The organism is Bacillus sp. AC266 (assembly GCF_979253805.1).
The window spans coordinates 152,135-177,384 of sequence record NZ_CEEDEC010000001.1 but is presented as its reverse complement, the minus strand read 5'-3'; the positions used below and the strand labels follow the sequence as shown (position 1 = coordinate 177,384).

Sequence of the window (25,250 nt, the reverse complement as noted above, 5' to 3'; positions counted from 1 at the left end):
TCTATCCTATTCTCCAATCCTATAAAAATCACTTATTCTAGTATAGATATAAACAGGGATTGATCATAGTGATCAATCCCTTCTCTCAAAGCAAAATACCTTTAAATATTTTAATTCCAAATTTTATTTACCCATTCAGGATGATCAATAAAAGGATTGCGATTATGTTGATATTTTGTAAAAATCACTTCATTACGCTTTCGCTCTAAATCATCGACAGGGTCTTGTTCATTCCATTTTAGTAAAACGGATAGTTTACCCATGTATGGATCTTTATTGTTATTCACCTTTTCATTTAATTCTAAGTCTATTTCGCCGTTGTCTCCTTCATAACGAACAGCCATGTAAAATAGCATTCTAGCGATATCTCCTTTTACACTATCACGAGGTTCCCAAGAATCACTATCGTACTTACATTCTGTCGCTTCTGAATGATTCACACCACCATTATCAAAATCCAGATTTCCACGTGAGCTATTTACAGATACATCCGTCGCTCTTAAATGATGCAAATCTGTTCCAGCTCCTGCAGTCGTTCCAAAATCACCGTGAGATTTTGCCCAAACATGCTCTCGGTTCCAATTATCAACTCCTGAACCATTCGTAAGTTTCCCTTGCGAACGCCCAGTATATAAGAGTAGCACATTGTTTTTATTATTTGGATCTTCATCAGTATCTCTTAATGCTTCCCAAACCGCACTGTATGATAACTTTGTATGATCATCAATAATATTATGAAGTTCCTTCTTTAATTCTAAACCCATTTTTCCTATTGCATTATTATAATATGTATCGTCATAGCTTTTTACAATAATCTCTTGTGGTGATGCAGAAGCTACTTCACCGTGTATGATATCTGTGAATGATAGAGATGCAGTACCTAAAATAAAAAATGAAGATAGTGTAACCATAGCAAGCCTTGTATTTCTAAACTTCATATACCCATTTCCCCTTTAAAATATAATTTGAAGCTATTAACTAAAAAATGCTTTCTAGCCCCCAAAAACTTTTAGAAAGCCATACCCATCCTTTTCTTTTTATTTAATACAAAACTCTATTGAGTCTGTATTATTTCCACACTTTTTGTTTATCTACTTTTCACAAGGAATATCCTTCTCTAGTAAAGATTATTAAAATATTCTTTACAATTAAAAAGTAGTTTAATGTTAACTTATAAATTTCAATTATTTTATGCAATTATGCATATTTGATAAATCGTTCGACTTTTCTTTTTTCTATAACTGTCTTTATTTTTTGTGTAAAACCCTTCTTCCTCTGTAGAATAAGTACAAAAATAGATTGGATACCATGTAAGGCACCAATCTATTTTAATTAAAGAAACTTTGGTAATTCTGAGTTCACAACACATTGTGCAGTAATGATAACATTTTTATATTGAGACAGAACTACTACTATTTATTTGGTATCGAATCTATATACTTTTTAACTACTTCATATACATATTCTTGATTTGCCGCCGCGGTATTTGGGTTGTATTTTCCGCCGTTTGTTTTATTGTTAGATAATACGCGAATCCCTAAGAATGGTACGTCATAAGCTTTTGCGATTTGCGCTGCTGCTGCACCTTCCATTTCTTCTACAGATGTACCGTATTTTGTATGGAACCATTTAATTCTATCAACTTCATTATTCCAAACGTCTGCTGAACCTATAGTACCTTCGACCACTTTACCTTTTGTATATTTATCTTTTACTGCATTAGCTGCTGCAAGTAAATCCTTATCTCCCTCGTAGTATCGGATTTTCTCAGCATTTGGATCTTCTCCTGCACTCCCTTCAGAAGCCATCAGGTCCATAGATATCCATTTTTCCGGTTCAATTCCTTGGTTCTCATTCATATTTGTTGTTTTTAGTGAACCTATATTCGCGACTTGTTTTCCTAAAACAATATCAAATACGTTTAAATTAGGATCATGTCCACCTGATGTTCCTTGGTTAATAATCGCTATAGGCTTATATTTTTCAATAGCCACCGCTGTAGCGGCTGCTGTATTTTCCATTCCTTTACCTGTTTTCGCAACGATTACAGGATAATTGTCGACAGTTCCTTTATAAAATACGAAAGTTCCAGACTTTTCTTCTTTCACATTTTTTAACCTTTTTGCAAACTTCTCAGCCTCTATCGGCATTGGCCCTTGAATTAAAATAGGTTGTTGATTACTTTTTGCCTCTACTACTTGTTTTGGACTCGCATTACATCCCGCAAGTATTGAGAATGACAATACCGTAGTAGTTACTAGCGCCGCACACTTTTTCAACATATTGTTCTTCATAAATAATCTCTCCTCCTTCTCTTGTTGTTTTCTATACTCGATGTTTTGGTCCAAAGAAAAAAGCTCTAGAAATTGTAGAAGAATCTCTACTTTCTAGAACTACGGTAGTCAAAGCTAATTAAGCAAAAGATGAGGCCAATGCTAAATTATAGATCGGTAGCGGCTCAATACAGAAAGCGACCGAATACTTTAACCCGTAGTCCAGTTCTTTCATTGGGAACTAGGTAGAAACGCTCGGACCATATTACCGAGTATATACGAGTGATGTTATTTAAAATTATTATATTGGTAATATAACAAACTTTTAGTGTATACGCAATCTAAAAGTGAACGTTTTTAATGAAAATAATAAAAATGTTCGTTTTTACAACTTAAATAGTTAGGATTTATCATTCCTAACTGGATAACGACGCTAAAAAACTCATAACCCATATACTAAACTAGATTAACCTACAACAACCGATCTTTTACAGACAATTACTCTACCTTTTCAGCGTTTGAGGCATTTACTACTACATAATTCGGTATTGTCGCAACGAATTGTATTAAATGTTGATACATACTAATTTGCATCATTTCATTCGCCTTTTCAGCATTTCCAAGCATTTGATACGCCTGCGCAATTAGATCTTCCTCTGGAAAGTTAGGACGTATCGTTTCACCAAGTAATTGAAGCACCTCATTTGGTCTATTGGGTATAAGATAGCAAGTTGCTTTAAACGATACCGCCTCTTTCGCAAGAGAAACATCTTCACTTTCTCCCTGCACTCGGCTAAAGAGATACATTGCCTCTTCTAAAATTTCAATTCTTCTATCCATATCCTCTGTTAACATGTGGTGATTAATAAAAAGTAGCCCCATTTGAATTAATAATGGAAAACAAGAATAATATTTTTTTGTCACTTCCCTGCACTCCATCATTACTTCATCAAACGGTTCTTCACTAAAAGCTTCCGCTAGTCTATGATATAAATTTTTAATATCTTCCTGTTCATTTGCAGTGTATAACAGATTAATTCATCTATACTTATGTTAAAGTACGATGCTAACAGTGGCAAAAATGTAATATCCGGATAACTCTGCCCAGTCTCCCATTTGGAAACAGATGCTTTCGTAATACCGATATACGCCGCTAACTCTTCCTGTGTAATTCCTTTTTCTTTTCTCTTATCCGCAATGATTTTATGAATATGAATTTCTCTCACTGTATCACCTCATACTTTTATTATATGTACTTTATTTCACACAAAATATAGATTTAAAGTCGACTTTCGTTAACAAAATCAACTGTTAGGAAACATCTCTCTAAAATAAAAGAAGCTCCAAATTTTATTATATTTAGGTCATAGATATTAAACTTAATAAAATCAAAGGCAGGAACATATTTGATATGTTCCTGCCTTTTTATTGTGGGGTACCGATACATAGCCATCTAGCTAAGATTTTGAAGTGCTTCAAAATCAAAAATTTCATCTCACCACAGTTTTCTATGAGAATCCAGTGAACAGCTTATTTACATAATTTTCGTTAGCGGAAGTTAAAAATTCTTAGTTTCTTGCTAAATTAAAGCCACCCTTTAGTTAAACAACAGAAGGTTTCTTAGTCAAGAACCGCTCCAATCGTATTACGGTATTAAATTACATATCATAAGGTTCGAGCTTCAAAATAAATTCTTCAACATCCTTGCCTCTTGCGTTGGAAAAACCTTTATCTTCAGAGATGATTTTAAACCTGCATTTTTCCAATACCCTAATGGAGGCGAGGTTATCTTTAGCGGCACGAGCATAGAGCGGGCGTACCTTAATATACTCCAGAAACTCTGACAACGCTTTAGTTGCAATACCATGACCCCAATATTCCTTCCCAATCCAGTAGCTTCACTTCGCTTTTGCTAATGGATTCCATATAATTCACAAGCTCCTTAACATATTTTTGAATATTAATTCTTCCAAATTTAGAGAAATTCCTTCTTCAACTAATCTGCCCTTTAGTTGAAGAAGGAACAATGCATATTGTATACATGATCAGTTAACATAACGTCTCATTATCGGTAGCAAGGAAAAAGAAGAACCCTGCTCTCACAAGGGAACCTTCCTTTTTAGTTCTATGAATCTATACATTTTTTTATACATTCCTATCCTGGCACGGTTTTAGGGTTCTTGATTGTTACTGGATTAGCCAAAAAACTGTATAAAATCTTGCATGCTCTTAGCGTGGGGGTTTTCCAAAATACTGGCATCCCCCAATATGTGCTTTCTTATGGGTATTTCTTGAATCCTCATTAAAACACTTTCCCGTCCTTTGTCTATCTTTAAAAGTAACTCTGCTTGTTTATTTAAAGTCCTTGAAACGAGGCATTGTACTCCTCCTAAAGCCAAACAAATGATTAAAATTACACATCCATATTATACTGATTAAACTAAAAATTCAATCTCTTTTTATTTCATTCATTCATTATGTAAATAAAAAAGGATAATCCGCCCTCATAATGGACTAATTATCCTATAAATCTTTATCTAAATTTAATAAAATTAGAACTTCTTTTCCTATGTATACTTATTTCGTTATTTCACCAAACTGCGCTCTCGTCACTTTCGCCAAGTCATCAACTTTAAGCTCAATTTGTACTCCAATTTTCCCGCCACTTACAATGATCGTTTCAAGCGATTGAGCACTCGCATCAATACATGTAGAAAATAACTTCTTCATTCCTACTGGTGAACAACCGCCGCGAATATACCCTGACACTTTCGTAATATCTTTTACAGGAATCATTTCAATTTTCTTTTCACTTACTGCTTTTGCGGCTGCTTTTAAATTTAGTTCCTCATCTACTGGGATAATGAACACATGATAATCCTTACTATTCCCTTGAGCGACAAGCGTTTTATATACCTCTCTCACTTCTCTACCAATTTTCCCAGCAACTGATACGCCATCAATTTTCCCATCGTCCGGATCATATGACATCATCGAATATTCAATTTTTTCTTTATCTAATATTCGCATCGCATTTGTTTTATCTTTTTTCATAGTGTTCTCCTTAAAAAGTTATTTCATATTATTAAGTTTTCTTTTATTATACACTCTTTTCAATTTCTCCTACATAACTTCACGTATTCTTCAAAACTGAAAATATTGATATTTCCAAATTCATCTGATATAATTTGGAAAAACTTATATTAAGGAGAGATTTTTAATGCGAACTTTTAATACGTCTTTCCAACTTCATCATCATACGTAACGCCGTGTATCCGAAGAAAAATTTTTCTTCGTGGGTACAGGGCTTTTCCTGTTGACCCACGAAGCGTTCATAAAGCTATGTGGGTATTTTTATACCCGCATAGCTTTTTTTAATTTAAAAGAGGAGTGATTATGGTGGAAATGAAAAATGTAAAAGGGACAAAAGACTATTTACCAGAGGAACAAGTACTACGAAATAAAATTAAAAGAGCTTGTGAAGATACGTTTGAACGTTATGGCTGTAAACCGTTAGAGACACCAACGTTAAATATGTATGAGCTTATGTCTTACAAGTACGGTGGTGGCGATGAAATTTTAAAAGAAATATATACACTGAAGGATCAAGGAAAACGCGCTCTTGCCTTACGTTATGATTTAACAATTCCATTCGCAAAAGTCGTGGCGATGAATCCGAACATCCGCCTACCCTTTAAACGCTATGAAATTGGGAAAGTATTTCGAGATGGGCCAATTAAACAAGGAAGATTCCGTGAGTTCATTCAATGTGACGTTGATATAGTAGGTGTAGAATCAGTCATGGCGGAAGCTGAACTCATGAGCATGGCGTTTGAGCTGTTCCGAACGTTAAACTTAGAAGTAACGATCCAATATAATAACCGAAAATTGTTAAACGGTATTCTCCAGTCTATTAACATCCCTACTGAACTAACGAGTGACGTAATTTTATCATTGGATAAAATCGAAAAGATTGGGATTGATGGTGTACGAAAAGATGTATTGGAGCGCGGGATTACTGTAGAAATGGCCGATACAATATGTAATACTGTTTTATCTTGCCTAAAGCTCACTATTGCCGACTTTAAAGACACTTTCAATAATACACTTGTTGACGATGGAGTAGAGGAACTACAAAAACTACAGCAATACTTACTCGCTCTCGGAATAAATGAAAATACGATATTCAATCCGTTTTTAGCAAGAGGACTCACAATGTATACAGGCACTGTGTATGAAATCTTTCTAAAAGATGGCACGATTACATCTAGCATCGGTAGCGGTGGTCGATACGATAATATTATCGGAGCATTCCGTGGTGATAATATGAACTATCCAACAGTCGGTATTTCATTCGGTTTAGACGTTATTTATACAGCACTATCACAGAAAGAAACCATATCATCTACAGCGGATTTATTTATCATCCCACTCGGGACAGAATTACAATGTTTACAAATTGCCCAGCAATTGCGCTCTACTACTTCTTTAAAAGTCGAACTTGAACTAGCTGGACGTAAATTGAAACGTGCCCTTAATTATGCAAATAAAGAAAATATCCCGTATGTGCTAATAATTGGTGAAGAGGAACTATCTACAGAAACAGTTGTATTGCGTAATATGAAGGAAGGTACTGAAGTGAAGATTCCCCTTTCTTCTTTACGTAATTATTTATAATACGAACCACCCTCATTTGGGTGGTTTTTCTAGTGCATAAATAAAGAACCATTAAGTTTACATAATACAATTACCGTGTCCTCTAAATGTAAATCACAAAAAAATATCCATTCACCCACTATATTTAGTAATATATTCATACAAACATATTATTTAGGAGGAATTAACTTTGAGGGCAGTTGTAAAAACATTGAAGTGGACTACAGGTATCTCCCATCTTTTATTAATTCCTTGTTATTTATTTCAAGGGCTAGTTAACTTATATGGGATACCGTTACTTATAGTAATTACTTTACTACATATCATCACTAGTGTATTAGCTAAAAAGGAAGGCATGAAAGCCTATGCTAATTATATAGGAATCTTGGCTATTCTAGTTGCTTTCTTTCCCTATATACAAATCGCTATACATATTATAGCGTCGATTTTCCTTCTATTAGATGCGGCTTCCACGAACACAAACGAAGTTTATGATTCATAGTGGATTGTGGACTGTAAACAGACATTAGGGAAATATTTTTCAACCCTATACAAAAAAGAGGGCAGATATGCATCTCCCTCTTTTGTCTAACTATTATTATTCTTGTTCTTGCTCGTCCATAATCTTCTCGAACGCCGCAGATACTTTTTCAAATTCCTCGTCATTCTCTATGTATGAGAATTCATTATCTTCTTCTATTTTTAAAAAGAAGATATCAATGTCTTCCTCAGTTTCTGTTTGAATGTCTTCTACAAAGGCAACAGCAATGTATTCTGCACCTTCGACATCCATCGCTCCAAGCACTTCAACTTCCTGTTCTTCATTATTCTCATCGGTAAGACTAAAAATTTCGCCTACTTCAATTGCTTCCATATTCATTCTCCTCCTATCATACTCTAAAAAATAAAACGTTCAAATTGCACACTTACTAACATATCTTTCCATAAAAAAGTTGAATTCATACAGAAAGAACAACAAATTCTTGCTGATTCAGCAAAAGTATTCAACTATAAGGATATCATTTATGAATAGGAATGAACATATTTTAAATGAGATAATTGGATTAATTAATTTAAAATCCTTCTTTAGATTTCCGAAAGACCTCCATGTTCCATAATGATTCTTTCATATAGGCAGCTGGAATGCCACCTTTCAATCTGTAAGTAAATACTAAAATGGCACCTCATACCCTAATTCGTTTCCGTACGTTTTTAGGATGAGAGATAAATCCTTCTATATAAACTAAAGAGACTTATGCAGCAATTCCAATACATCTTTCATCGCAAAAGGACCGTCTTTTTTTACATGCTCAGCGAATTCCGAAACGAGACGTAACGTTTTCACACTTTCGATTGGATGATCTCCTGACGCACTTTCAGCAGAAAGCATAACAGCATTCGTCCCGTCCAGTACAGCTTGAAATACATCTGTCACCTCAGCTCTTGTAGGAATAGAATGATCTACCATAGATTGAAGCATTTGTGTCGCTGTAATGACATATGTATTCGTTCGATTGCACTCACGAATCATCATTTTTTGTAACAGTGGAATAAATTGATACGGCAATTCCACACCTAAATCTCCCCTTGCGATCATAATGCCATCCGCTTCTTTGCATATGTCTTGAAAATTCTCGATTGCTTCCATCGTTTCTATTTTTGCAATTACATTAGGAGATGTTTCTTTATGTTCATGTATAAAACTTCGTATTTCCTTTATATGACTAGGTTTTCGAACGAAAGAACACGCAATAAAATCAACTTCCTCTTCTAGAAGAAATTGAATATCTTTTTTATCTTTCTCCGTAATAGCTGGCAAACTAACAATTGTACCTGGTAAGTTCACCCCTTTATGAGAGGAAATATTTCCACCTGTTTTTATTCTTGTTTCTATTTTTTCCGAACTTATCTTTTCAACGATTAACTCAACTTCTCCATCATTAATAAGAATTCTACTTCCAACTTTCACGTCATTCGCGATCCCTACATAATCAACACTTGCTTCTTCTTTATTCCCTTGAACTGGATTGGTATGTAAAGTAAATAACTCCCCTGCTTCAAGTGTAATTTGTTCCTCTTTCATTTCACCCAATCTTATTTTAGGACCTTGTACATCCCCTAGAATTTTAATAGAATCGTCTAACGATTTTACTAAACGAATGATGTCTTTATGACTTTCATGCGTACCATGTGATAAATTTAACCGAACAATTTTCATACCATTGTTTATTAACTGCGCTAACGTTTCTTCATTATTACTCGCTGGCCCAATTGTACAAACTCGATCAATTGTCATGTCCCCACCATCCTTTTTTAAATGTTTCCCATAAAATAAAGAGAAGATTCTTTTTATAGGAAAGACCATGTAACTAAGGGTGCAAAGAAGTTTTATATGAGGAGAATATTTTGCTGAAGAAGTAGCTTAAATTTAACTTTTCGACTCCATAGTTATTGTTAGTTTCGTTGCAATGGGGTACTACTAATAATAAATCTTGTTTACATACGAACGTTAGATTTGGATATCGAAAACGACCTATGGAGGAACCACAATGACTACTCTTCGAAAAAAAATAATGGGACTAACATTAGCGGGAACGGTAGCACTATTTACATTATCAACAGGAATCATAATGAACGATAACGAGGTAAAAGCTGAGGTGAAAAAAGCAGGAAAGCAACCTAAAAATGTGATTTTCATGGTTATAGATGGGACAAGTTCTTCTGCTACAACATTAGCCCGCTGGTATAAAGGTTCACCTCTTGCACTAGATCAAATTGTATCCGGAGGTGTTCGTACGTATTCCGCAGAATCAGCTATTACGGACTCTGCACCAGCAGCCACAGCTTTAGCGACAGGAAATAAATCAAATTCAGGCTACGTGGGCGTATTACCTTCTGTTGTGAATTCACCTGGCTTAGAACCAGTGAAAGAAGAATGCAAGTTTCGTCCAGTTGCCAACGTCTTAGAAGGCGCAAAACGTTCCGGCCGCGCGACAGGAATCATTGCTACATCAGAAATTCAACATGCTACTCCTGCTAGTTTCTCTGCCCACCACGTTAACCGTAAAGATTTCGAAGTACTTGGTGAACAGCAAGTTTATCAAAATATAGAAGTTGTATTAGGTGGTGGAAAAGCAGCACTTCAGCCTACGACAAGCAACGGAATTCGTAAAGACAACGAAGATTTAGTAAAAGTGATTCAAGACAAAGGGTATGACTTTGTCGAAACAAAAGATGCGTTATTAAACTCCAAATCAAAGAAAATCTGGGGTTCTTTCTCTAATACTGCCCTTGCGTTCGATATGGATCGTATAATAACCAATCCTAAGCAGCCAACTCTTTCCCAGATGACGAGAAAAGCAATTCAAACATTATCAAAAGATAAAGATGGTTTCTTCTTATTTGTAGAAGGTAGTAAGGCAGATTGGGCAGCACATGCAAATGACCCAATCGGGATGATTAGCGATGTATTGGCATTTGATGATGCAGTTACAGAAGCATTAGAATTTGCGAAGAAAGACGGTAACACTATGGTCATTGCATTAGCGGATCATGGTAATAGCGGTATTTCCATTGGCAACAGCAATACCACAAAAGGATATGATACCACACCAGTATCAGCTTACATTGCCCCACTGAAAAAGGCGAAAATGACACTTGAGGGTGCTACAAATAAACTAAAAGATGATTTATCTAATATAAAAGAGATCGCTGCACTTTACGGTTTAGACGACCTAACTGCTAATGAAAAAGAACAGTTAAAAGCTGCACAAAAGAAAGCTGATGTAGGTCCAATCCTTACTAAATTATTGGCCAACCGTGCGAACATCGGTTTTACAACTGGTGGTCATACGGGTGAAGATGTATTCTTATACTCTTACGGTCCTCAAAAGCCATACGGTTTAGTCCAAAATACAGACATTGCGAAAATAATGGCCAAAGCAATGGGCTTTCAATTAGGAGAATTATCTAAGAAATTATTCTTAGATGCTGAAACATCCTTTAAACAAATTGGTGCAACTGTAACGATTGACAAAAAAGATGTACGAAACCCGGTGCTTGTAGTAAAACGCAATAATACGGCGGCCAAATTGTTTGTTAATAAAAATATTATCTGTATCGGTGAAAAAGATTATGAATTAGGAAGTGTTGTTGTAGAAAGCAACGGGAAATTCTATGTCCCTGAAAAAGCAATTCAACTATTCACAAAGCATTCTCGCTAAATTTAAAAACAGACATAAAAAAACGCTATCCTTTCTATAGAAAGGGTAGCGTTTTTTTCGTTATATGGATACAAATTTATCTTATTAAATCCATTCAACAATAGTATCCATAGTTTGTCTTGTTTTATTAAATTTTGGTTCTCCTTTACGGTATCCAAATGCAACCATAACTGATACCTCAAGATTATCATCTTTTAAAATTCCTTCTTGACGAAGTAAAGAATCTACTTTTTCTTTATCGAATCCTTCCATTGGACAAGAATCAATACCGATTTGAGCTGCACTAGTCATCATATTAGCTAAAGCAATATAAGATTGCTTCGATGACCAATCAAATACAGCACGTTCGGAGTCTAACAATTTAAAATCCGATTCTTGGAATTTTTTGAAGAATTCATATCTCATTTGTTGGGCTTCTTCAGGCAATCCAATAATATCTTTCATCATGTGCTGAATATACTCTGCATCATAGTTCATATCTTTGATGGTTCTTGAAAGAACAATGACAAAATGACTTGCTGTTGAAAGCTGCCCACCTGCTCCCCATGAATATGGTAATAGTTTTTCTCTTAATTCTTTATTTTGTACCACAATAAATTTCCAAGGCTCATATCCAAAAGAAGAAGGAGATAATCTTCCTGTTTCTAAAATAAATTTAAAATCATCTTCTGAAATTTTCTTCATAGGATCAAATTCTTTACATGCATGTCTAAAGTTAAAAGCCTCAATAATTTTTTGTTTTGTATTTTGTTTTGTGTTAGTCATAAAAGATCCCCTTTTCATTAAATTATTATTTAACCAAATTATATTTTTAAAGTAACAATGATACAAGTACGCACATTTATGTGCTATAGTATCAAAAAAGATACTATTGTTAAGGGAGAGTCTTTTTATGATTAGTTCAAAAGAATATAATGTAAATTATCCATTTTTAAATAAATATTCTTGTCCAGTAGAAGCTATCGTCGAGGTTATTGGCGGGAAATGGAAAGGTGTTATTCTTTATCATTTATTAGATGGTAAGAAACGATTTAATGAATTAAAAAGATTAAAACCTAATATCACCCAAAGAATGTTAACACTTCAACTTAGAGAACTTGAAGCAGATGGCATCGTACATCGGGAGGTATATCGTGAAGTACCTCCTAAAGTAGAATATTCGCTAACCGAACTAGGCGAGTCGCTACGTCCAATTATCCTTTTAATGATGGAATGGGCGACTAATAATATGGAGCAGGTTTTGGAAAGTAGAAATAACACTAAATAGTATTTAAAACCTGTAATTAGCCATTACAAACAACTCAAAAAAGATTGCCTCTTAGGATACTGGCAATCTTTTTTGAGTAAAAGGATTATTTTGGTCAGATTCTGGAAAAGTGTTAATATTCTTCATAAAGGAGGTCTACTGATGAAAAATTTATGGAAGAAAGTTTCTTTAATTGCTTTCATAGTAATTGTCCTTTTAATAATTTTATATTTTTGTGGTATGTCACTTTTCTGGAACCAACCCTAAATTACATTTAAAAATAAGCCCTCCTTGAATAAAATTCAATATTCCGTCAATACTATACATGACATTATATTTTCTCCTTGTTCCCCCTTGGAGAGTCGGGCAGCTAGCTTTTGTTAGCTGCTTTTTTATTTTCGAATCATTGCCGTCATTACTACTGGTGGTCCATTTGTTCCGTATTTCATAATTTGAGCAATTGATTGTAACTGCTGAATGCCTTCTTCTTCATTATGTTCTCCCTGAACAATTGCTGACGAACAATATAATGGTTGAACAGCCACTGTATGGAGACTCTTCCGCTAAATAAAATTGTGCGACCATTGGAAGTTCTTCTCGTTTACATATTTCTAGGATTTTCTGCGATACTGGTGCAATTTCTTCATCATAAACTTCCTCTTTATCGTACATCTCAATTCATTCTCCTTTTCTACAAAATGAAATTTTTGTAGAAAATAATGAACTTTAAAAACTACTAAATTGCAAATATAAATACAAGGGAGCGTTTTATATGACTTCCTATCAAAAAATATCTTTAATAGTTATCACTCTTTTTTATCATTGTGATGTTCCTTTTAAATGAAGTCTTTATTTCTTAACACCCAACGAGAATGTACAACAAACTAAAAAGGCCTACTCACACGAGTAGGCTTTTGAAACTATGAAAGCTTCGTTAATAATTGATTTAAATCTTTTTTCGTTTTCGTCGTTAATGACTTCATTTTATTAATATCGATCTTTTCTTTCTCCGCTCCTACAATTAACGGATACATACTTTGGCCAATTGTTTTATATTCAGTCGGATGTGATGCTTCTAACTCTTTTTCAATGACATCCCACTTCTCATTAATTTGTTTTCCGAGTTTATTAACTGATTCTAATTTAGGATTTGCAGCTAATTGCTTGTCCAAGCTTTCAATTAATGTAACGACTTCTTTTACATTTGTTTTCACAGCGACGCTTTTCTTCGGATCTTTCGTTGTTTTTCCGTTATTGTTTGTACTTGTACTTTGATCTGTTGTTTTTCCGTTGTTGTTTGTACTTGTACTTTGATCTGTTGTTTTTCCGCTAGTAGTTTGATCATTCGTTTTTCCTGTCGTTTCTTTTTCTTTTGTTGTTTTGTCGTTACTTTCTGTTCCTGATGATTCCTTTGTATTTTTTGCATCCTTATCTGTTTTTTCATTCGAAGAAGTATTTGTGTCTTTTTCAGTATCTTTCGTTGTTTTTGACGCTTCATCTGCACTTGTCGTTTTCGATTGCTCTTCATTTTGTGCAGTTACCTGATCCTTCTTTGCTGCATCTTTATCTGTGGAGGTACTACAAGCTGCCATTGTAAGCATTGTACCAATTGCTACTGATGCGATAGCGACCTTTTTCATTTTCATAAAAATCCCCCTATGTTTACAATTTTATCCTTCTCTTTACGATTCTATTTCCCCTTAAAAAATCCCTTTTCATACGAATCACCATCTTTCCGACAGTAATCTTCATAATAATACGTACAAAAAACGATAAATTCATTTTAATATTCGAGTTTTTTCTACTACATTTTCCTCCTCTGTAGCAAAAGAAAAAGAGTATGTTGTCACATGAAGATTTACAATCTACAAATGACAACATACTCCCCTATCAATTTTTTATCTTTCTTGACATTTTATTTATACAAAAAACAAAATAATTACTAATTTTTTTATTTCTCAACAATTGTTAACATAATATTTTTATGAATAACCACCGTTCGAATGAATGACTTGCCCAGTAACCCACTTCGCTTCTTCACTTACTAAAAAAGCAATTAAGCGTGCCGCATCCACCGGTTCTCCAACTCTTCCTTGCGGGAATTTCCATACTAAATGATGCTGTAATTCCTCTGTAATCCATCCTGTATTCGTCGGTCCTGGATCAACAGCATTGACTGTAATCCCCTTCTCCATAGCTACTGGTGCAACTGACTTAGTAAATGCTTCTATTGCTCCTTTCGTTGCTACGTATGCTAGTTCATCTGGCATCGGGCCTAATGACTGCCCAGAAGTAAGATTTATAATGCTTCCACTCGTTTTAAGTGAAAAATGTTTAATAAATAATGAACTTAATAGCATAGGAGCACGAACATTAACCGTATAATGTTTATCTAGCTGTTCTACATCTAACTCTTCAATTTTCGTAGGAGTAGAATACGCCGCATTATTAATAAGAATAGATGGATCCCCTAAACGTTCTGATACCATATACAATACACGATTAGGCGAATAAGACTGCGATAAGTTGATTTCTGCCATTTCACATCGAACGCCGTAACTTTCAATTTCCTTTTTCAACAAAAAGGGCTCTTGATCATTCATTCCCCATGGCATCGCTTTATCATACCGAGGCCAGTACGTGAAAAAAATGTCTATCCCATTTTGAGCAAGCACCTTGCATACAGCTGCACCAATTCCATTCAGACGAGTTGCCCCTGTTACAATTGCTATTTTCTTCACCTTTTCTCCTCCATCTATGGATAAATCCCCTGCACGAATACAGAGGATCTACCTTTTTAATTAATATTTGACAATATACGCTCAGCGCCTAATTTTAAAATTTTAATAAAGATATAATTTACAATCGTAAACATTACAAATAAAACGATAAACATAATCCAAAGTCCTACTTGAAGGAAGAAGTATAATACACTTACACCCGCTACAATAACTAAAGCTATTAAAATATTAGCTAAAAAATTCCACAAAGTTGTATATCGACTTTTAAATAATTTCTGTTCTGTATCCCAATGAATATCTGCAGTTTGTGCATCCCAGCGTGTACCGATTAAATTAATTAACAATAAACCGTTCGCACTTAGTAAGAACCAAAGTATCATGAAGACTGGCGAAATACCTGCTACAAATGCCATTGTAATACCGAATACTCCTAAAATGACTACATTAATTAACCAGGCCGTTATCGCTTTCGCAAAAAAGATATCCGAAGCCTTTACTGGTAAGTAACGATTCACAAACCAAGAGCTTCCATCTCGTGAGAATGACGTTGTTGCAATAACGTTACTCCCCATTAAAAATAAGGATGCACAAAGGCCAACACCAATTGCGAAACCTGCTGATTCTGGATTATCAATATACCCTGTAATCCATTTTAAATTTCCATCTTGTACAAACAAAACAAAGAACAGCATAATTGGCATAACGAAAGTTTGCACAATACAATTTAAGAAAAATTGTGGTGTACGGAATAACGTTTTAAATTCTTTTTTCACATATGCTTTTAAATGAGAACTTTGTACTGTTGATTTCTGTAAACCTTCTGCTGAAATTACCTCTTTCTTTGCTGTACTCGTTGAAAGTCCAATAACCCCTTTTAAATATGTACGCTCTGCAATGTAATAAAACAAACCGAAAAATGCGATAGAAATAAGAATGTATATTAGTACGTATAATATTCCCTTCCACGATGCATTTTCTACTAATCCCATTGCACCAAAATATGTAGTTGGAAAATAATTTGTCATTTGTATGAAAAGGGAGGATTGATTATTTGTAAGATAATTCGCAACTGAATCTCCAGTTCCAGATACTGCACTTTTATTTCTCCATTGCATAAATACATTGATTCCGACGATAAATAGTATACTTACGATTCCAATAAATATACTTCCTCGATCTTTATTTTTCGCTATATTCGTATACCTCATAATAATTGTCATAATTAACGAAGCTAAAACTAGCGGAATGATCGGGAAGAATAAGTAAATGACAATCATATAAATGTAATATGTAATGAAAGCACCACTCTTTAAACCGTAAGTAATAAAGATAGGCAATAAAATAAACGAGCTCATTACGTATTGTGTAATTAACACTGTAAAGAACTTTGCCGAAATAATTTGCGCTGGTTTTAACGGTAACGGTAGCAACATTTCAACATCATTACTATAGTAAAACACTGTTAAAATGTTCATAATACTCATCAAAAATACCCATATACTAGCAACTGCTAATCCCATCGCAATAACAATCCCTGGATCCTGTCCGAGGTGTATCATTCCTTCATATATTCCATGGGTCATCGAACCGAATATTAAAAAACCTACAAATAAAATGGCTGCAAATGAAAATAAATACGCCCATCTTTTCTTTTTATCTGTTATGAAATCTGCATAATTTAATTTCAATAATACTTTCGTCAACGTCCAAATTTTACTCATTGCCCGTCATCTCCAAGAACATTTTTTCAAGTGATTCATTGGATTCAAAATGATCTCTCATTTCATTTAAATTCCCTTTAAACTGAAGATTTCCCTTATTAATAATCGCGACGCGGTCACATATTTTTTCAGCTACTTCTAATACGTGTGTCGAGAAAAATACAATCTTCCCTTTATCAGCATGTTCTCTCATCATTTCTTTTAAAATATATGCAGATTTCGGATCAAGACCTGTTAACGGTTCATCTAAAATCCACACATCTGGTTCATGTACGAGCACACCGATAATAACAATCTTTTGTCTCATACCGTGTGAATAACTTTGAATTTGATCAGATAAAGCATTGTACAGATCAAACTTCTTCGCTAATGACTCTATTCGTTCTTGTCTTACTTCCTTCGGTACTTCATACATATCAGCCATAAAGTTTAAATATTCAATCCCTTTTAATCGTAAAAACATATCCGGGCTATCTGGAACATAGCCAAATGTTTTCTTCGCTTCCATCGGATTTTTCATAATATCTTTACCGTTGATTGTAATGGTTCCTTTGTCTACCCCATGAATACCAGTAATCATCTTAATTGTCGTTGATTTACCCGCACCATTCGGTCCTAAAAACCCAAAGATTTCTCCGCTCGGTACAGATAAACTTAAATCTTTTACTGCATAGGTAGATCCATTATAACTTTTTGACACATTCAAAATTTCGATCATTACATCCAATCCTTTCCTTAATTACCAATTAACTATATTAACATTATAGCATACTTATATTTATAGATTTTTACATTTTTCAGTTTTTTTAACCTTTAAAATAAATATAAACTCCTAATCCAACAATTAAAACAACAGCTAGTATTATATAAATCATCGTAAGTCGTTTAATATTTCCTTTTGTCGCTTTACTATAATTCGCATCACCATTTCGCCCAATTAACACCGTTCCAATTACAGTAATAACTACAAGTAATATAACGATCATTATCCCAGTTAACATTTCGTCCTCCCCCTCCTTACATCCATTTTACGATATTTCCCTTTTTATTTTACAGAATATTTAACCTTTTTTACTATTATTATGAAATAAATCGCAAAACTATTATTACTATGAATTTCCATATGTGATATATTTATAACATATAGTTATTTATCCCGCATTAACTGGCAGTAAACGCCCGATTGGTGAAGGCTAATAATCAGTGGTGGATGAACACCCCCCACTGATTATTAGCCTTCACTTTATTTCTAACATCGAAAGGAGAATCTATCATGAAAACGACTTGGATTAAATATTTAGGATTTCTCGGTTTCTTTGGGTTTCTCGGATTTTTTTATGAAAAAGGATTGTTTACTATGTTTTGTTTTTTCTCCTTTTTCACGACGTATAGAAAAGTTCATCACGATGAGCTTTTTGAACAAATCGTCAATAAATCTTGCCGCAACGCCTTTATCGTTACGTTATTAACTACCGCTATCATTATCTTTATTGAAATGTTATTTCCGAATCCTACACTACAAGAGATTGATATTGCTCTTATTTTCAGCACACTCATTCTTACATTCGGATTCTCTATCTTCTTTTACGATAAACCAGTTGATGAAATGGAAGATGCACCATGGCGTTCGTAACGAAGATAAAAGAATACCGTGCCAAAGTACATATGACGCAGGAAGATTTAGCGAAAAAGGTTGGTGTACGTCGTGAAACGATTAGCCATCTCGAAAAAGGAAAGTATAACCCTTCCTTACAGCTTGCTCACGATATAGCGAGGGCACTACATAGTACAATTGATGAGGTTTTTATTTTTGAGGATTAATAAAGGGCACCAAGTTTAATATATAATACTGAATCGTGAGAGGGAAACATATCTACAAAACTACAGCCTAGATGCATATTGCGCTCCTTTCAAATTTAATAAGTTCTTCTCTTATCTATTTTACTTTTTATACATAAAAAAAGAGCGAATCTACATTCGCTCTTTCCCACATATTTATGGCCCAAAGCTTATCATCCAACCTAACATAAATCCAAATACAGCAAACAGTAGTATAAAAACAAATAAACTACATGCCCACAATGCATATTTTCGACTTTTGCTTTTTGTGATCATACCTAAGACTGAGCACACCACTCCAATACCAACTATTTGCAGAAAACCTTTACCTATAAATGTTTCTTGAATAAGCAATATAATGTTCAAATACAATAGCGCTAAAAAGGCAATAATTAATGAAATAGTCCCCATCCAGGTTTCCTGTTTATACATAAGATTCTTTCTTTTTTTTAAGAATGCCAATTCCATAACCTCGCTTCACCTACTTTCAATTTTCTAACTTTTTCGTGTCTCATCAATTTTTCAACTTCTACTTTAGGCCCAGTTACAACCATCCCGTATGTTTTTACCCCATTTTTTTCAAGGAAAGATATACGCTTTGACAACTCTAATACTTTTGCTCTAGATAGCTTCACTGCTAAATTTTCATGCTTCTGTAATGACTTTAAAACATCAATAAATTGTTCCTCATGAGTTGAATCACTTAAAAAAGGACCACTTGGACTTGAAATCATATCTGCTGGAAAACCGATTGGGGCAACATACATACCCTCATCATTCTTTTGCTTCTCCTCTAATCCTGTATTCACGGCATACCAAACGATATCAATAGTAGGAAACGTATCCGTTACCTCTTGCACACTTAATAATTCCCTAAAAGATACAAATGCTTCTACAACAGATTCTTGCGGAAGGCCCTTTAATATCTGCGCTTCTTCGCCACTATTATAAGACGCATTATAATTATTAGGATGAGACAACACTTCGTTATCTATATACGGGATTTCTGGAATTTTTTCATCTGTTGTATATTCACGGCTTACTTTCGTTGCTCTACTTAATAAATAATCTGTTTTCTCTTCTCCTATTCGAATATCTTTCTTTCCTACCCTTTTATACAAATCAAAATGCAATTGTAAACTAAGCGGTAACAATGTTTGCTCCATGTCCCTTTCTTTCATAAATACATTAGGTTCTGTTACACTTAATGTTTGATTTACTACATTCCGTATCTCCATCGCGTTTGTAGGTGCCAATGTATAATATAAAAGTGTAGATATATATAAAATAGGTTGAATAAGTAATAAAAAAGTAAATACAATCAACACATTCGTAATTCGAGCTCTTTTTTTACCTATTTTCAACACTTGCTGCTGTTTTCCATCAGGAAGTGAATCTGGTCTTTGATGAAGAGCTTCTTGTAACAATTCTTTATAATCATCTTGTTCAGAATGAGGTTTATCATTTGTCATTTTGACTCTTTTCCTCCTTTAACAATTCTTTTAATCTCTTTCTCCCACGAAATATGTGACTTTTATAAGTATTTACCTTTAAATCTAATACAGTAGCACCCTCTTCGTACGTTAATTGATGTACGTCACATAATAAAATAGCTTGTGCCTCTACCACTGGTAAAGTATGAATAATCTGAATTAATTTTTCATAACTATTTTTTGCGACTACATACTCTTCTGTAGATTCCCCTGCTTGTATTGTCTCTAATTCCTCCGTTCCTACAAAAGATACTTTTTTCTCTTTCCTTACAAAATCAATAAACGTATGATATGCCACTTTAAAAAGCCATGATTTTACCTTTTGGTTTTCATAGTCTTCTAGATAAAGATACGCCCGATAAAAAGTCTCCTGCATCAAGTCCTCCGCTACGTGATGGCTACGAGAAAGGGAAAATAAATACCGGTACACATCGTTTATATAAACCTTATATATTTCTTCAATTTCCATCCCCCTCCTCCTTTCATATATAACACGAATAAGCGTGTTATAAAGTTGCATTATTTTTCCTTTTTATATTTTTTATTTATTAAAAAAGAAATAACATTTATACATTTTAATAACTATTTACAATTATAAACAAAATATGAGATGTTATAACTGTAAATTCCTAAAAAAAGAAAAGCGACAAAATGCAATCTTCACACCAGAACCACATAAAAAATACCGGTATCCTTCCCATGAAGAATACCAGTACTTTTCATTTATCACCCATACAAAACCGCATGAAATACACCTAACAGTAAGTATTGATCCTCTATATAATCCTCATCATATACATCCATCTCGATATAATACATATCTTCCTCAAGACGAATATTCCAATCTGCGATTACATAGCCGTTTCGTAATAATTTTCCAAGCCCAATTGAAGTTTTGTGAACAACATATTCTTCTGTCTTATATGTAAAAGTAAATAAGAAATTTGCATCTAATAACTTTCCGTCACATACAAGTATTTCATGCTCTGCATCATTATTATCGATGTACGCTACTAAAATCCTTCTTTGACGCTGCCTACTTACATCCTTTGCAATGACGCGAATATTGTTCTTACTATCCTTTATTTCATAAATGATATTACTACCGACTTTCGGAATGAAGTCTAGCACTTTCATCAACGTATTTTTATAATAGCCCCGCACTGCGCCTACTCCTTCGCTTCCATTGTAAACCTCTATCGAAGTCGTATCCGCTTTACTATCACACAGTCGTTTATAAGAAAGCTGCATCATTCGCTCTCCTCTTAAGTACTGATCAAACGTCACAGGATATCCTATCGCGCGCAGTTCCTTATTTAGCTCATATAAATAGCGTTGAACGCTCTTTACTAATGTTGTAGTTGATATACGCTCTTGAAGTTCAAATTGCTGCCAACTGGAAAAAACTCTCCACTGATCTTCCTCTTCATATACGAATCCGAGAATTACTTCCTCACGGTCACTCGTTTCATAATTCAATTGTTCTTTCTGCCCATGTTGCACTTGTTCCATCCACTGTCCTAAATAAATGCCAAGCTCTGCAACCTTCATGCATGACTTCTGAAAAAATACGCTGTCACTCACGCGAATCGTTAAATCCCCTTCAATAAAGCCATTTGCATAAGCGGCATACCGTGGCTCATCCTTCTGCGGGATAGCCTTGTCTAACTCAAATAAAAACATTAACATCCTTCACTCACCTCTAGTTGTTACACAGCTCATACATGACATCGCATCACTCTGAGAAACTATGTATATATAAATATTTAATTATCGCATTATAAAACGTGAATGACCTTAGTATAGTAGTGCTATTTTTGCTTCGCGAACTCCCTCATAATAGAATAACTATCCTTTTATTATTTTTTTCTTGACTTAGAGTTCACTCTAATTATTATAATCAACTCATAGTTCATTCACAATAAAATCAATTGGATAAAATTCAGGAGGGATCGGAAAAGCTAAAATCAAAAGTGGCTGATATTAACGCAGACCTGAATGTTGTCATTCGAACCTTTGATTTATCTGTTAATACAATTGTACATTAAGGTACTAATTAAATAAAAACCTACGATTTCCTGTACGTTAAGAAGTCAGTGATTCTTGCCTTATTTTACTTTCTCTTAATAGTCGTAAAGCTTCTATAATTTATTTAGTACATATAAAAAAGACGGAATCATAAAATCAGCAAATTAGAAAATAAAACAGGATGGGAGTCAGTTATTATGGAGCAATCAAATAAAGCGTTTAGCCAGGCATTAGTAAAATCGTTAAGAGGGGAACGAGGACATCTTCCCATCAAGAATGCTTTGTCGGATATAGACGTGGCGCTTGCGGGAAAACGCAGAGAGGAACTGCCTTATTCTATTTATCAATTAGTGAAACACATGACCTATTGGCAAGATTTTCTCTTATTATCCGCTCAGGGGAAGAAGCCTGCATTGCCTGCCCATGTAAAAGAGAGCTGGCCTGAAGAAGAATGCCCTGGCAGTGAGGAAGAGTGGCAACAGATTATTCAGTATTTTCTTCAAGGGATTGAACAGGCATGCACGATCGCCCAAACTGTTCAATTGGACAAAACATTGGAGGAATGGCCTGGTGAAACCCCTGGCGGTGTTCTACGGAATATTGCATCTCATAACTCCTACCATTTAGGAGAAATTGTGCTGATTCGCAGATTATTTAGTGCTTGGCCACCGCCAACAGGCGGATATCCGGTCTAAACAAGGAAAGGGTTCCACCCCATGCCCATTAACTTAAGATTTTAAATTACACCCAAAACGAAATTTTTACCACTTTACAGTTATTTATGAGAATTAAATTCATTTTTTTCATTACTGGGGAACAAACATTTTTTAAACTTGATGGAGATAGGTATAAAAATACAAATTTCATCTCCGAAAAAAATAAAAAAACGATTGCTTGGATCCTAAGAGGCAATCGTTTTTTTAGCTGTTTGTAATGACCAATTACAAACAGCTAAATATATTATTTAGTGTTATTTCTGTTTTCTTTCAGTAAAATTATTTTGACTTGGTACCATCTTTTTTTGTTCCATATCATAGTATATGAACTTATATGAACGATTTTTCAAATATATCTACCGTAACTTAATATATATCAACTAATCGAAAAATCTTAACTCTATTAAAATGAAGCTACCTTTTCTTCCGCCACTTCCGCAATTTCTAAAATTTGTAGCAGGTTCTCCACTTCATAGGTCGGCTTAACGCCTGCCGTATTTTCTTTCAGGCTCGGATTATACCAACACGTATCAATACCGTAATCTTCTCCGCCTTTCATATCAGAAGTTAGCGAATCTCCAACCATTAGTACACTTGATTTATCCGTAATCCCAAACTTCTCAAAAGCATAATCAAAAATCTCACGCGCTGGTTTTTGATGGCCGACTTCTTCAGAAATAATAATATGATCAAAGAAGTTACATAAAGGGGAATTTCCAATTCTAGATTGTTGCACTTTTGTATATCCATTCGTAATGATACCTAACTTGCAATCTTGAAGGTTCTCACATAATTGCACTGCACCATCTATAAGATGTACTTCTTTTCCTAAGTTTTCAAGGTATACGTCACTAAAATGCTGCGCGTCTACTTCTATATTATGAAGAGCAAATAATTGTCTAAATCGATCTACCGCTAATTCACTTAGCGTAATCATTTTATTCTCTAAATCTCTCCATAATCCATTACTAATCTCTTTATAACTTGCAAGGTAATCATTATATCCTGTAGGCATCCCGAACTGTACAAACGCGTTATGTAATGCGTTTCTTTCTGTTTCAGGGAAATCTAATAATGTATCGTCTACGTCGAATAGTATTACTTTGTATTTCATGATGTTCGCCTCAATTCCTATTTTCTCATAGCTTAATTATAGCAACAATAATAAAAGGAGGCTAATCCAATCAGCCTCCCTCCTCATTATTTATCCCGCATTAATGGGCAGTCCGATTGGTGAAGGCTAATAATCAGTGGAGATGCCCCCCCACACTGATTAAAGTCTCACTTTATCCTCTAGCAATAATTCTTTCATTTCCTCTAACGATTCTTTCGTAAAGCCAAGAGCTTTTTCAGCGTATACTTCAACTGATCCATATTGCTTTTTAACTTCATCAATCGCAGCTTGTAAATACTCAGCACGTGCTTCAAACATTGCACCTAATATTGCTCTACTTTCGTCGTTCTGTAATTTCGCACCTAAAAAGGCCATCATTTTTTCATTTAACTTTTCACGGAAACCGTTACTTAGTAAGTAGTCTTCCATTACTGTTTTTTCCGGTATACCTAGTAAAAGTAATAATAATGCAGAACCAAATCCTGTACGGTCTTTTCCAGCTGTACAGTGGTTTACTAACGGTAAGTTTTCCGGGTTTTGCGCCAGTTTTAAGAAGCTCACGAATGCTTCATTACCACTTACGAAATCTTGATTCATTTTCACAAGATACTCGCCTGGTTTCCCTAACATAGAAAGGTCACCAACTTGGAAAAATTCATTTATATTCAAGTCTTTCGCCAAGTCTTGCATAACTGGTAAGCACACTTGACGAGCACCTGTAACACTTGGGTTCGGCTTATGCTTCACTTCAAAATCTGTACGGTAATCACAAATTAACTTTAAACCCGACTTCTGTAAATACTCGATATCCCATTCTGTTAATCCTGCTAATTCTTCAGAACGATACAATTTACCCCATTTTACTTTACGGCCTTCAGTCGTTTCATATCCTCCCATATCACGGAAGTTAAACGCACCTTGTAATGGTAATCTACGCTCAGCTACTGTCACTGCTTGTCCATTACTTCCTACTAATCTAAAATATGGACGCTCATTTTCACTCGGGTTTTCAATTGTACATGCATCCCCACTTACTGTTACAAGTAATTCTCCATTTTCTTCAATATGATCTGGTGAAGTACTCCAATAAATACGAACTTCTTCTATATTATTTTCCCACTTTATATGTAACGTATTATCTTCATTTCGTTCTACAGTTGCTTGTAGCCAATTTCTTTGCTGCTTCATACTTTCACCAAC

General features: G+C 34.5%; 25 protein-coding genes, 2 pseudogenes and 1 riboswitch. Of the genes and pseudogenes, 7 read left to right on the top strand and 20 right to left on the bottom strand.

What is annotated here, in order from left to right:
* Positions 1 to 110: 110 nt before the first annotated feature.
* The 5 genes and pseudogenes from AC0IXC_RS00930 to ybaK all read right to left on the bottom strand — a co-directional run bounded on the left by AC0IXC_RS00930 (position 111) and on the right by ybaK (position 5,327).
* Entirely contained in the window at positions 111 to 938 is an 828-nt protein-coding gene (locus AC0IXC_RS00930) for an endonuclease I family protein (RefSeq protein ID WP_002033283.1), read from the bottom strand.
* 474 nt (positions 939 to 1,412) lie between these two features.
* Positions 1,413 to 2,294 carry a 5'-methylthioadenosine/S-adenosylhomocysteine nucleosidase gene (locus AC0IXC_RS00925; protein WP_193652986.1) on the bottom strand — a complete coding sequence of 294 codons (882 nt, stop codon included), beginning with the start codon at positions 2,292 to 2,294 and terminating at the stop codon, positions 1,413 to 1,415.
* A gap of 177 nt (positions 2,295 to 2,471) precedes the next feature.
* Positions 2,472 to 2,575, bottom strand: a riboswitch (purine riboswitch).
* A gap of 199 nt (positions 2,576 to 2,774) precedes the next feature.
* Positions 2,775 to 3,499 (bottom strand): annotated as a pseudogene (locus tag AC0IXC_RS00920) (helix-turn-helix domain-containing protein); the annotation flags it as partial.
* Between the two features lie 432 nt (positions 3,500 to 3,931).
* A pseudogene (locus AC0IXC_RS00915) lies at positions 3,932 to 4,171 on the bottom strand (GNAT family N-acetyltransferase); the annotation flags it as partial.
* Positions 4,172 to 4,850: 679 nt separating this feature from the next.
* Positions 4,851 to 5,327 carry a Cys-tRNA(Pro) deacylase gene (gene ybaK / locus AC0IXC_RS00910; RefSeq protein ID WP_016127310.1) on the bottom strand — a complete coding sequence of 159 codons (477 nt, stop codon included), beginning with the start codon at positions 5,325 to 5,327 and terminating at the stop codon, positions 4,851 to 4,853.
* 342 nt (positions 5,328 to 5,669) lie between these two features.
* On the opposite strand from ybaK, the gene AC0IXC_RS00905 reads away from it, so the two are divergent.
* Positions 5,670 to 6,950, top strand: coding sequence for a histidine--tRNA ligase (locus AC0IXC_RS00905; protein ID WP_471652462.1), 1,281 nt, complete (start codon positions 5,670 to 5,672; stop codon positions 6,948 to 6,950).
* Between the two features lie 169 nt (positions 6,951 to 7,119).
* Positions 7,120 to 7,431, top strand: coding sequence for a hypothetical protein (locus AC0IXC_RS00900; RefSeq protein ID WP_098636535.1), 312 nt, complete (start codon positions 7,120 to 7,122; stop codon positions 7,429 to 7,431).
* Between the two features lie 96 nt (positions 7,432 to 7,527).
* Here the strand turns inward: AC0IXC_RS00900 and AC0IXC_RS00895 are convergent, their stop codons facing one another.
* Together AC0IXC_RS00895 and AC0IXC_RS00890 are read right to left on the bottom strand one after the other, a co-directional pair.
* Positions 7,528 to 7,809 carry a DUF1292 domain-containing protein gene (locus AC0IXC_RS00895; RefSeq protein ID WP_003190466.1) on the bottom strand — a complete coding sequence of 94 codons (282 nt, stop codon included), beginning with the start codon at positions 7,807 to 7,809 and terminating at the stop codon, positions 7,528 to 7,530.
* Positions 7,810 to 8,172: 363 nt separating this feature from the next.
* The gene (locus AC0IXC_RS00890; protein WP_471652461.1) at positions 8,173 to 9,225 is read right to left on the bottom strand and encodes a pyruvate kinase; all 1,053 of its coding nucleotides are present in this window, start codon (positions 9,223 to 9,225) and stop codon (positions 8,173 to 8,175) included.
* Between the two features lie 253 nt (positions 9,226 to 9,478).
* Here AC0IXC_RS00890 and AC0IXC_RS00885 point away from each other — a divergent pair, with 253 nt between their 5' ends.
* Positions 9,479 to 11,152, top strand: coding sequence for an alkaline phosphatase (locus AC0IXC_RS00885; RefSeq protein WP_471652460.1), 1,674 nt, complete (start codon positions 9,479 to 9,481; stop codon positions 11,150 to 11,152).
* Positions 11,153 to 11,236: 84 nt separating this feature from the next.
* Here AC0IXC_RS00885 and AC0IXC_RS00880 read toward each other — a convergent pair whose 3' ends face one another.
* On the bottom strand, positions 11,237 to 11,917 hold the full coding sequence (locus tag AC0IXC_RS00880) for an NAD(P)H-dependent oxidoreductase (RefSeq protein ID WP_471652459.1): 681 nt from the start codon (positions 11,915 to 11,917) through the stop codon (positions 11,237 to 11,239).
* Between the two features lie 127 nt (positions 11,918 to 12,044).
* On the opposite strand from AC0IXC_RS00880, the gene AC0IXC_RS00875 reads away from it, so the two are divergent.
* A complete protein-coding gene (locus AC0IXC_RS00875; RefSeq protein ID WP_471652458.1) occupies positions 12,045 to 12,419 on the top strand; it encodes a winged helix-turn-helix transcriptional regulator in 375 nt (124 codons plus the stop codon).
* 371 nt (positions 12,420 to 12,790) lie between these two features.
* On the opposite strand, the gene AC0IXC_RS00870 is transcribed toward AC0IXC_RS00875, so the two are convergent.
* The 6 genes from AC0IXC_RS00870 to AC0IXC_RS00845 form a co-directional block, all read right to left on the bottom strand.
* A complete protein-coding gene (locus AC0IXC_RS00870) occupies positions 12,791 to 12,943 on the bottom strand; it encodes a hypothetical protein (RefSeq protein WP_002128281.1) in 153 nt (50 codons plus the stop codon).
* A gap of 375 nt (positions 12,944 to 13,318) precedes the next feature.
* Positions 13,319 to 14,044, bottom strand: a complete 726-nt coding sequence (locus tag AC0IXC_RS00865) for a hypothetical protein (RefSeq protein WP_471652457.1) — start codon at positions 14,042 to 14,044, stop codon at positions 13,319 to 13,321.
* Between the two features lie 336 nt (positions 14,045 to 14,380).
* Positions 14,381 to 15,139, bottom strand: a complete 759-nt coding sequence (locus AC0IXC_RS00860) for an SDR family oxidoreductase (RefSeq protein WP_002013978.1) — start codon at positions 15,137 to 15,139, stop codon at positions 14,381 to 14,383.
* A 56-nt stretch (positions 15,140 to 15,195) separates the two neighbouring features.
* Positions 15,196 to 16,860 carry a putative ABC transporter permease subunit gene (locus tag AC0IXC_RS00855; RefSeq protein WP_113710213.1) on the bottom strand — a complete coding sequence of 555 codons (1,665 nt, stop codon included), beginning with the start codon at positions 16,858 to 16,860 and terminating at the stop codon, positions 15,196 to 15,198.
* Complete coding sequence (locus AC0IXC_RS00850) at positions 16,853 to 17,578, bottom strand: ABC transporter ATP-binding protein (protein WP_002033261.1); 726 nt, start codon at positions 17,576 to 17,578, stop codon at positions 16,853 to 16,855. Before AC0IXC_RS00850 ends, AC0IXC_RS00855 begins: the two co-directional genes overlap by 8 nt.
* 88 nt (positions 17,579 to 17,666) lie before the next feature.
* The gene (locus AC0IXC_RS00845) at positions 17,667 to 17,861 is read right to left on the bottom strand and encodes a hypothetical protein (protein ID WP_002142517.1); all 195 of its coding nucleotides are present in this window, start codon (positions 17,859 to 17,861) and stop codon (positions 17,667 to 17,669) included.
* A gap of 272 nt (positions 17,862 to 18,133) precedes the next feature.
* On the opposite strand from AC0IXC_RS00845, the gene AC0IXC_RS00840 reads away from it, so the two are divergent.
* Both AC0IXC_RS00840 and AC0IXC_RS00835 read left to right on the top strand, forming a co-directional pair.
* Positions 18,134 to 18,493 (top strand): DUF3796 domain-containing protein, encoded by a 360-nt coding sequence (locus AC0IXC_RS00840; protein ID WP_002084411.1) that lies wholly within the window; start codon positions 18,134 to 18,136, stop codon positions 18,491 to 18,493.
* Entirely contained in the window at positions 18,481 to 18,681 is a 201-nt protein-coding gene (locus AC0IXC_RS00835) for a helix-turn-helix transcriptional regulator (protein WP_002084410.1), read from the top strand. Before AC0IXC_RS00840 ends, AC0IXC_RS00835 begins: the two co-directional genes overlap by 13 nt.
* Before the next feature lie 174 nt (positions 18,682 to 18,855).
* On the opposite strand, the gene AC0IXC_RS00830 is transcribed toward AC0IXC_RS00835, so the two are convergent.
* The 4 genes from AC0IXC_RS00830 to AC0IXC_RS00815 all read right to left on the bottom strand — a co-directional run bounded on the left by AC0IXC_RS00830 (position 18,856) and on the right by AC0IXC_RS00815 (position 21,881).
* Positions 18,856 to 19,167, bottom strand: a complete 312-nt coding sequence (locus tag AC0IXC_RS00830; protein ID WP_215589967.1) for a hypothetical protein — start codon at positions 19,165 to 19,167, stop codon at positions 18,856 to 18,858.
* Complete coding sequence (locus AC0IXC_RS00825) at positions 19,149 to 20,171, bottom strand: anti-sigma factor (protein ID WP_471652456.1); 1,023 nt, start codon at positions 20,169 to 20,171, stop codon at positions 19,149 to 19,151. Before AC0IXC_RS00825 ends, AC0IXC_RS00830 begins: the two co-directional genes overlap by 19 nt.
* Complete coding sequence (locus tag AC0IXC_RS00820) at positions 20,161 to 20,661, bottom strand: sigma-70 family RNA polymerase sigma factor (protein ID WP_002013989.1); 501 nt, start codon at positions 20,659 to 20,661, stop codon at positions 20,161 to 20,163. Before AC0IXC_RS00820 ends, AC0IXC_RS00825 begins: the two co-directional genes overlap by 11 nt.
* Before the next feature lie 257 nt (positions 20,662 to 20,918).
* Entirely contained in the window at positions 20,919 to 21,881 is a 963-nt protein-coding gene (locus tag AC0IXC_RS00815; protein ID WP_471652455.1) for a tubby C-terminal domain-like protein, read from the bottom strand.
* Between the two features lie 536 nt (positions 21,882 to 22,417).
* Between AC0IXC_RS00815 and AC0IXC_RS00810 the strand changes: the two genes are divergently transcribed.
* A complete protein-coding gene (locus AC0IXC_RS00810; protein ID WP_002013992.1) occupies positions 22,418 to 22,915 on the top strand; it encodes a DinB family protein in 498 nt (165 codons plus the stop codon).
* 424 nt (positions 22,916 to 23,339) lie between these two features.
* Here the strand turns inward: AC0IXC_RS00810 and AC0IXC_RS00805 are convergent, their stop codons facing one another.
* Together AC0IXC_RS00805 and AC0IXC_RS00800 are read right to left on the bottom strand one after the other, a co-directional pair.
* Complete coding sequence (locus tag AC0IXC_RS00805; protein WP_002190190.1) at positions 23,340 to 24,050, bottom strand: YjjG family noncanonical pyrimidine nucleotidase; 711 nt, start codon at positions 24,048 to 24,050, stop codon at positions 23,340 to 23,342.
* Positions 24,051 to 24,209: 159 nt separating this feature from the next.
* A complete protein-coding gene (locus AC0IXC_RS00800; protein WP_471652454.1) occupies positions 24,210 to 25,238 on the bottom strand; it encodes a tyrosine-protein phosphatase in 1,029 nt (342 codons plus the stop codon).
* Positions 25,239 to 25,250 lie beyond the last annotated feature (12 nt).

Coding starts and splice junctions, on each gene's coding strand:
- AC0IXC_RS00930 (WP_002033283.1), bottom strand. CDS start 938: ATGAAGTTTAGAAATACAAGGCTTGCTATGGTTACACTATCTTCATTT.
- AC0IXC_RS00850 (WP_002033261.1), bottom strand. CDS start 17,578: ATGATCGAAATTTTGAATGTGTCAAAAAGTTATAATGGATCTACCTAT.
- AC0IXC_RS00800 (WP_471652454.1), bottom strand. CDS start 25,238: ATGAAGCAGCAAAGAAATTGGCTACAAGCAACTGTAGAACGAAATGAA.
- AC0IXC_RS00845 (WP_002142517.1), bottom strand. CDS start 17,861: ATGTTAACTGGGATAATGATCGTTATATTACTTGTAGTTATTACTGTA.
- AC0IXC_RS00810 (WP_002013992.1), top strand. CDS start 22,418: ATGGAGCAATCAAATAAAGCGTTTAGCCAGGCATTAGTAAAATCGTTA.
- AC0IXC_RS00880 (WP_471652459.1), bottom strand. CDS start 11,917: ATGACTAACACAAAACAAAATACAAAACAAAAAATTATTGAGGCTTTT.
- AC0IXC_RS00925 (WP_193652986.1), bottom strand. CDS start 2,294: ATGAAGAACAATATGTTGAAAAAGTGTGCGGCGCTAGTAACTACTACG.
- AC0IXC_RS00885 (WP_471652460.1), top strand. CDS start 9,479: ATGACTACTCTTCGAAAAAAAATAATGGGACTAACATTAGCGGGAACG.
- AC0IXC_RS00905 (WP_471652462.1), top strand. CDS start 5,670: ATGGTGGAAATGAAAAATGTAAAAGGGACAAAAGACTATTTACCAGAG.
- AC0IXC_RS00865 (WP_471652457.1), bottom strand. CDS start 14,044: ATGAAAATGAAAAAGGTCGCTATCGCATCAGTAGCAATTGGTACAATG.
- AC0IXC_RS00820 (WP_002013989.1), bottom strand. CDS start 20,661: ATGGAAATTGAAGAAATATATAAGGTTTATATAAACGATGTGTACCGG.
- AC0IXC_RS00805 (WP_002190190.1), bottom strand. CDS start 24,050: ATGAAATACAAAGTAATACTATTCGACGTAGACGATACATTATTAGAT.
- AC0IXC_RS00890 (WP_471652461.1), bottom strand. CDS start 9,225: ATGACAATTGATCGAGTTTGTACAATTGGGCCAGCGAGTAATAATGAA.
- AC0IXC_RS00840 (WP_002084411.1), top strand. CDS start 18,134: ATGAAAACGACTTGGATTAAATATTTAGGATTTCTCGGTTTCTTTGGG.
- AC0IXC_RS00895 (WP_003190466.1), bottom strand. CDS start 7,809: ATGAATATGGAAGCAATTGAAGTAGGCGAAATTTTTAGTCTTACCGAT.
- AC0IXC_RS00825 (WP_471652456.1), bottom strand. CDS start 20,171: ATGACAAATGATAAACCTCATTCTGAACAAGATGATTATAAAGAATTG.
- AC0IXC_RS00830 (WP_215589967.1), bottom strand. CDS start 19,167: ATGGAATTGGCATTCTTAAAAAAAAGAAAGAATCTTATGTATAAACAG.
- AC0IXC_RS00875 (WP_471652458.1), top strand. CDS start 12,045: ATGATTAGTTCAAAAGAATATAATGTAAATTATCCATTTTTAAATAAA.
- AC0IXC_RS00855 (WP_113710213.1), bottom strand. CDS start 16,860: ATGAGTAAAATTTGGACGTTGACGAAAGTATTATTGAAATTAAATTAT.
- AC0IXC_RS00815 (WP_471652455.1), bottom strand. CDS start 21,881: ATGTTAATGTTTTTATTTGAGTTAGACAAGGCTATCCCGCAGAAGGAT.
- ybaK (WP_016127310.1), bottom strand. CDS start 5,327: ATGAAAAAAGATAAAACAAATGCGATGCGAATATTAGATAAAGAAAAA.
- AC0IXC_RS00835 (WP_002084410.1), top strand. CDS start 18,481: ATGGCGTTCGTAACGAAGATAAAAGAATACCGTGCCAAAGTACATATG.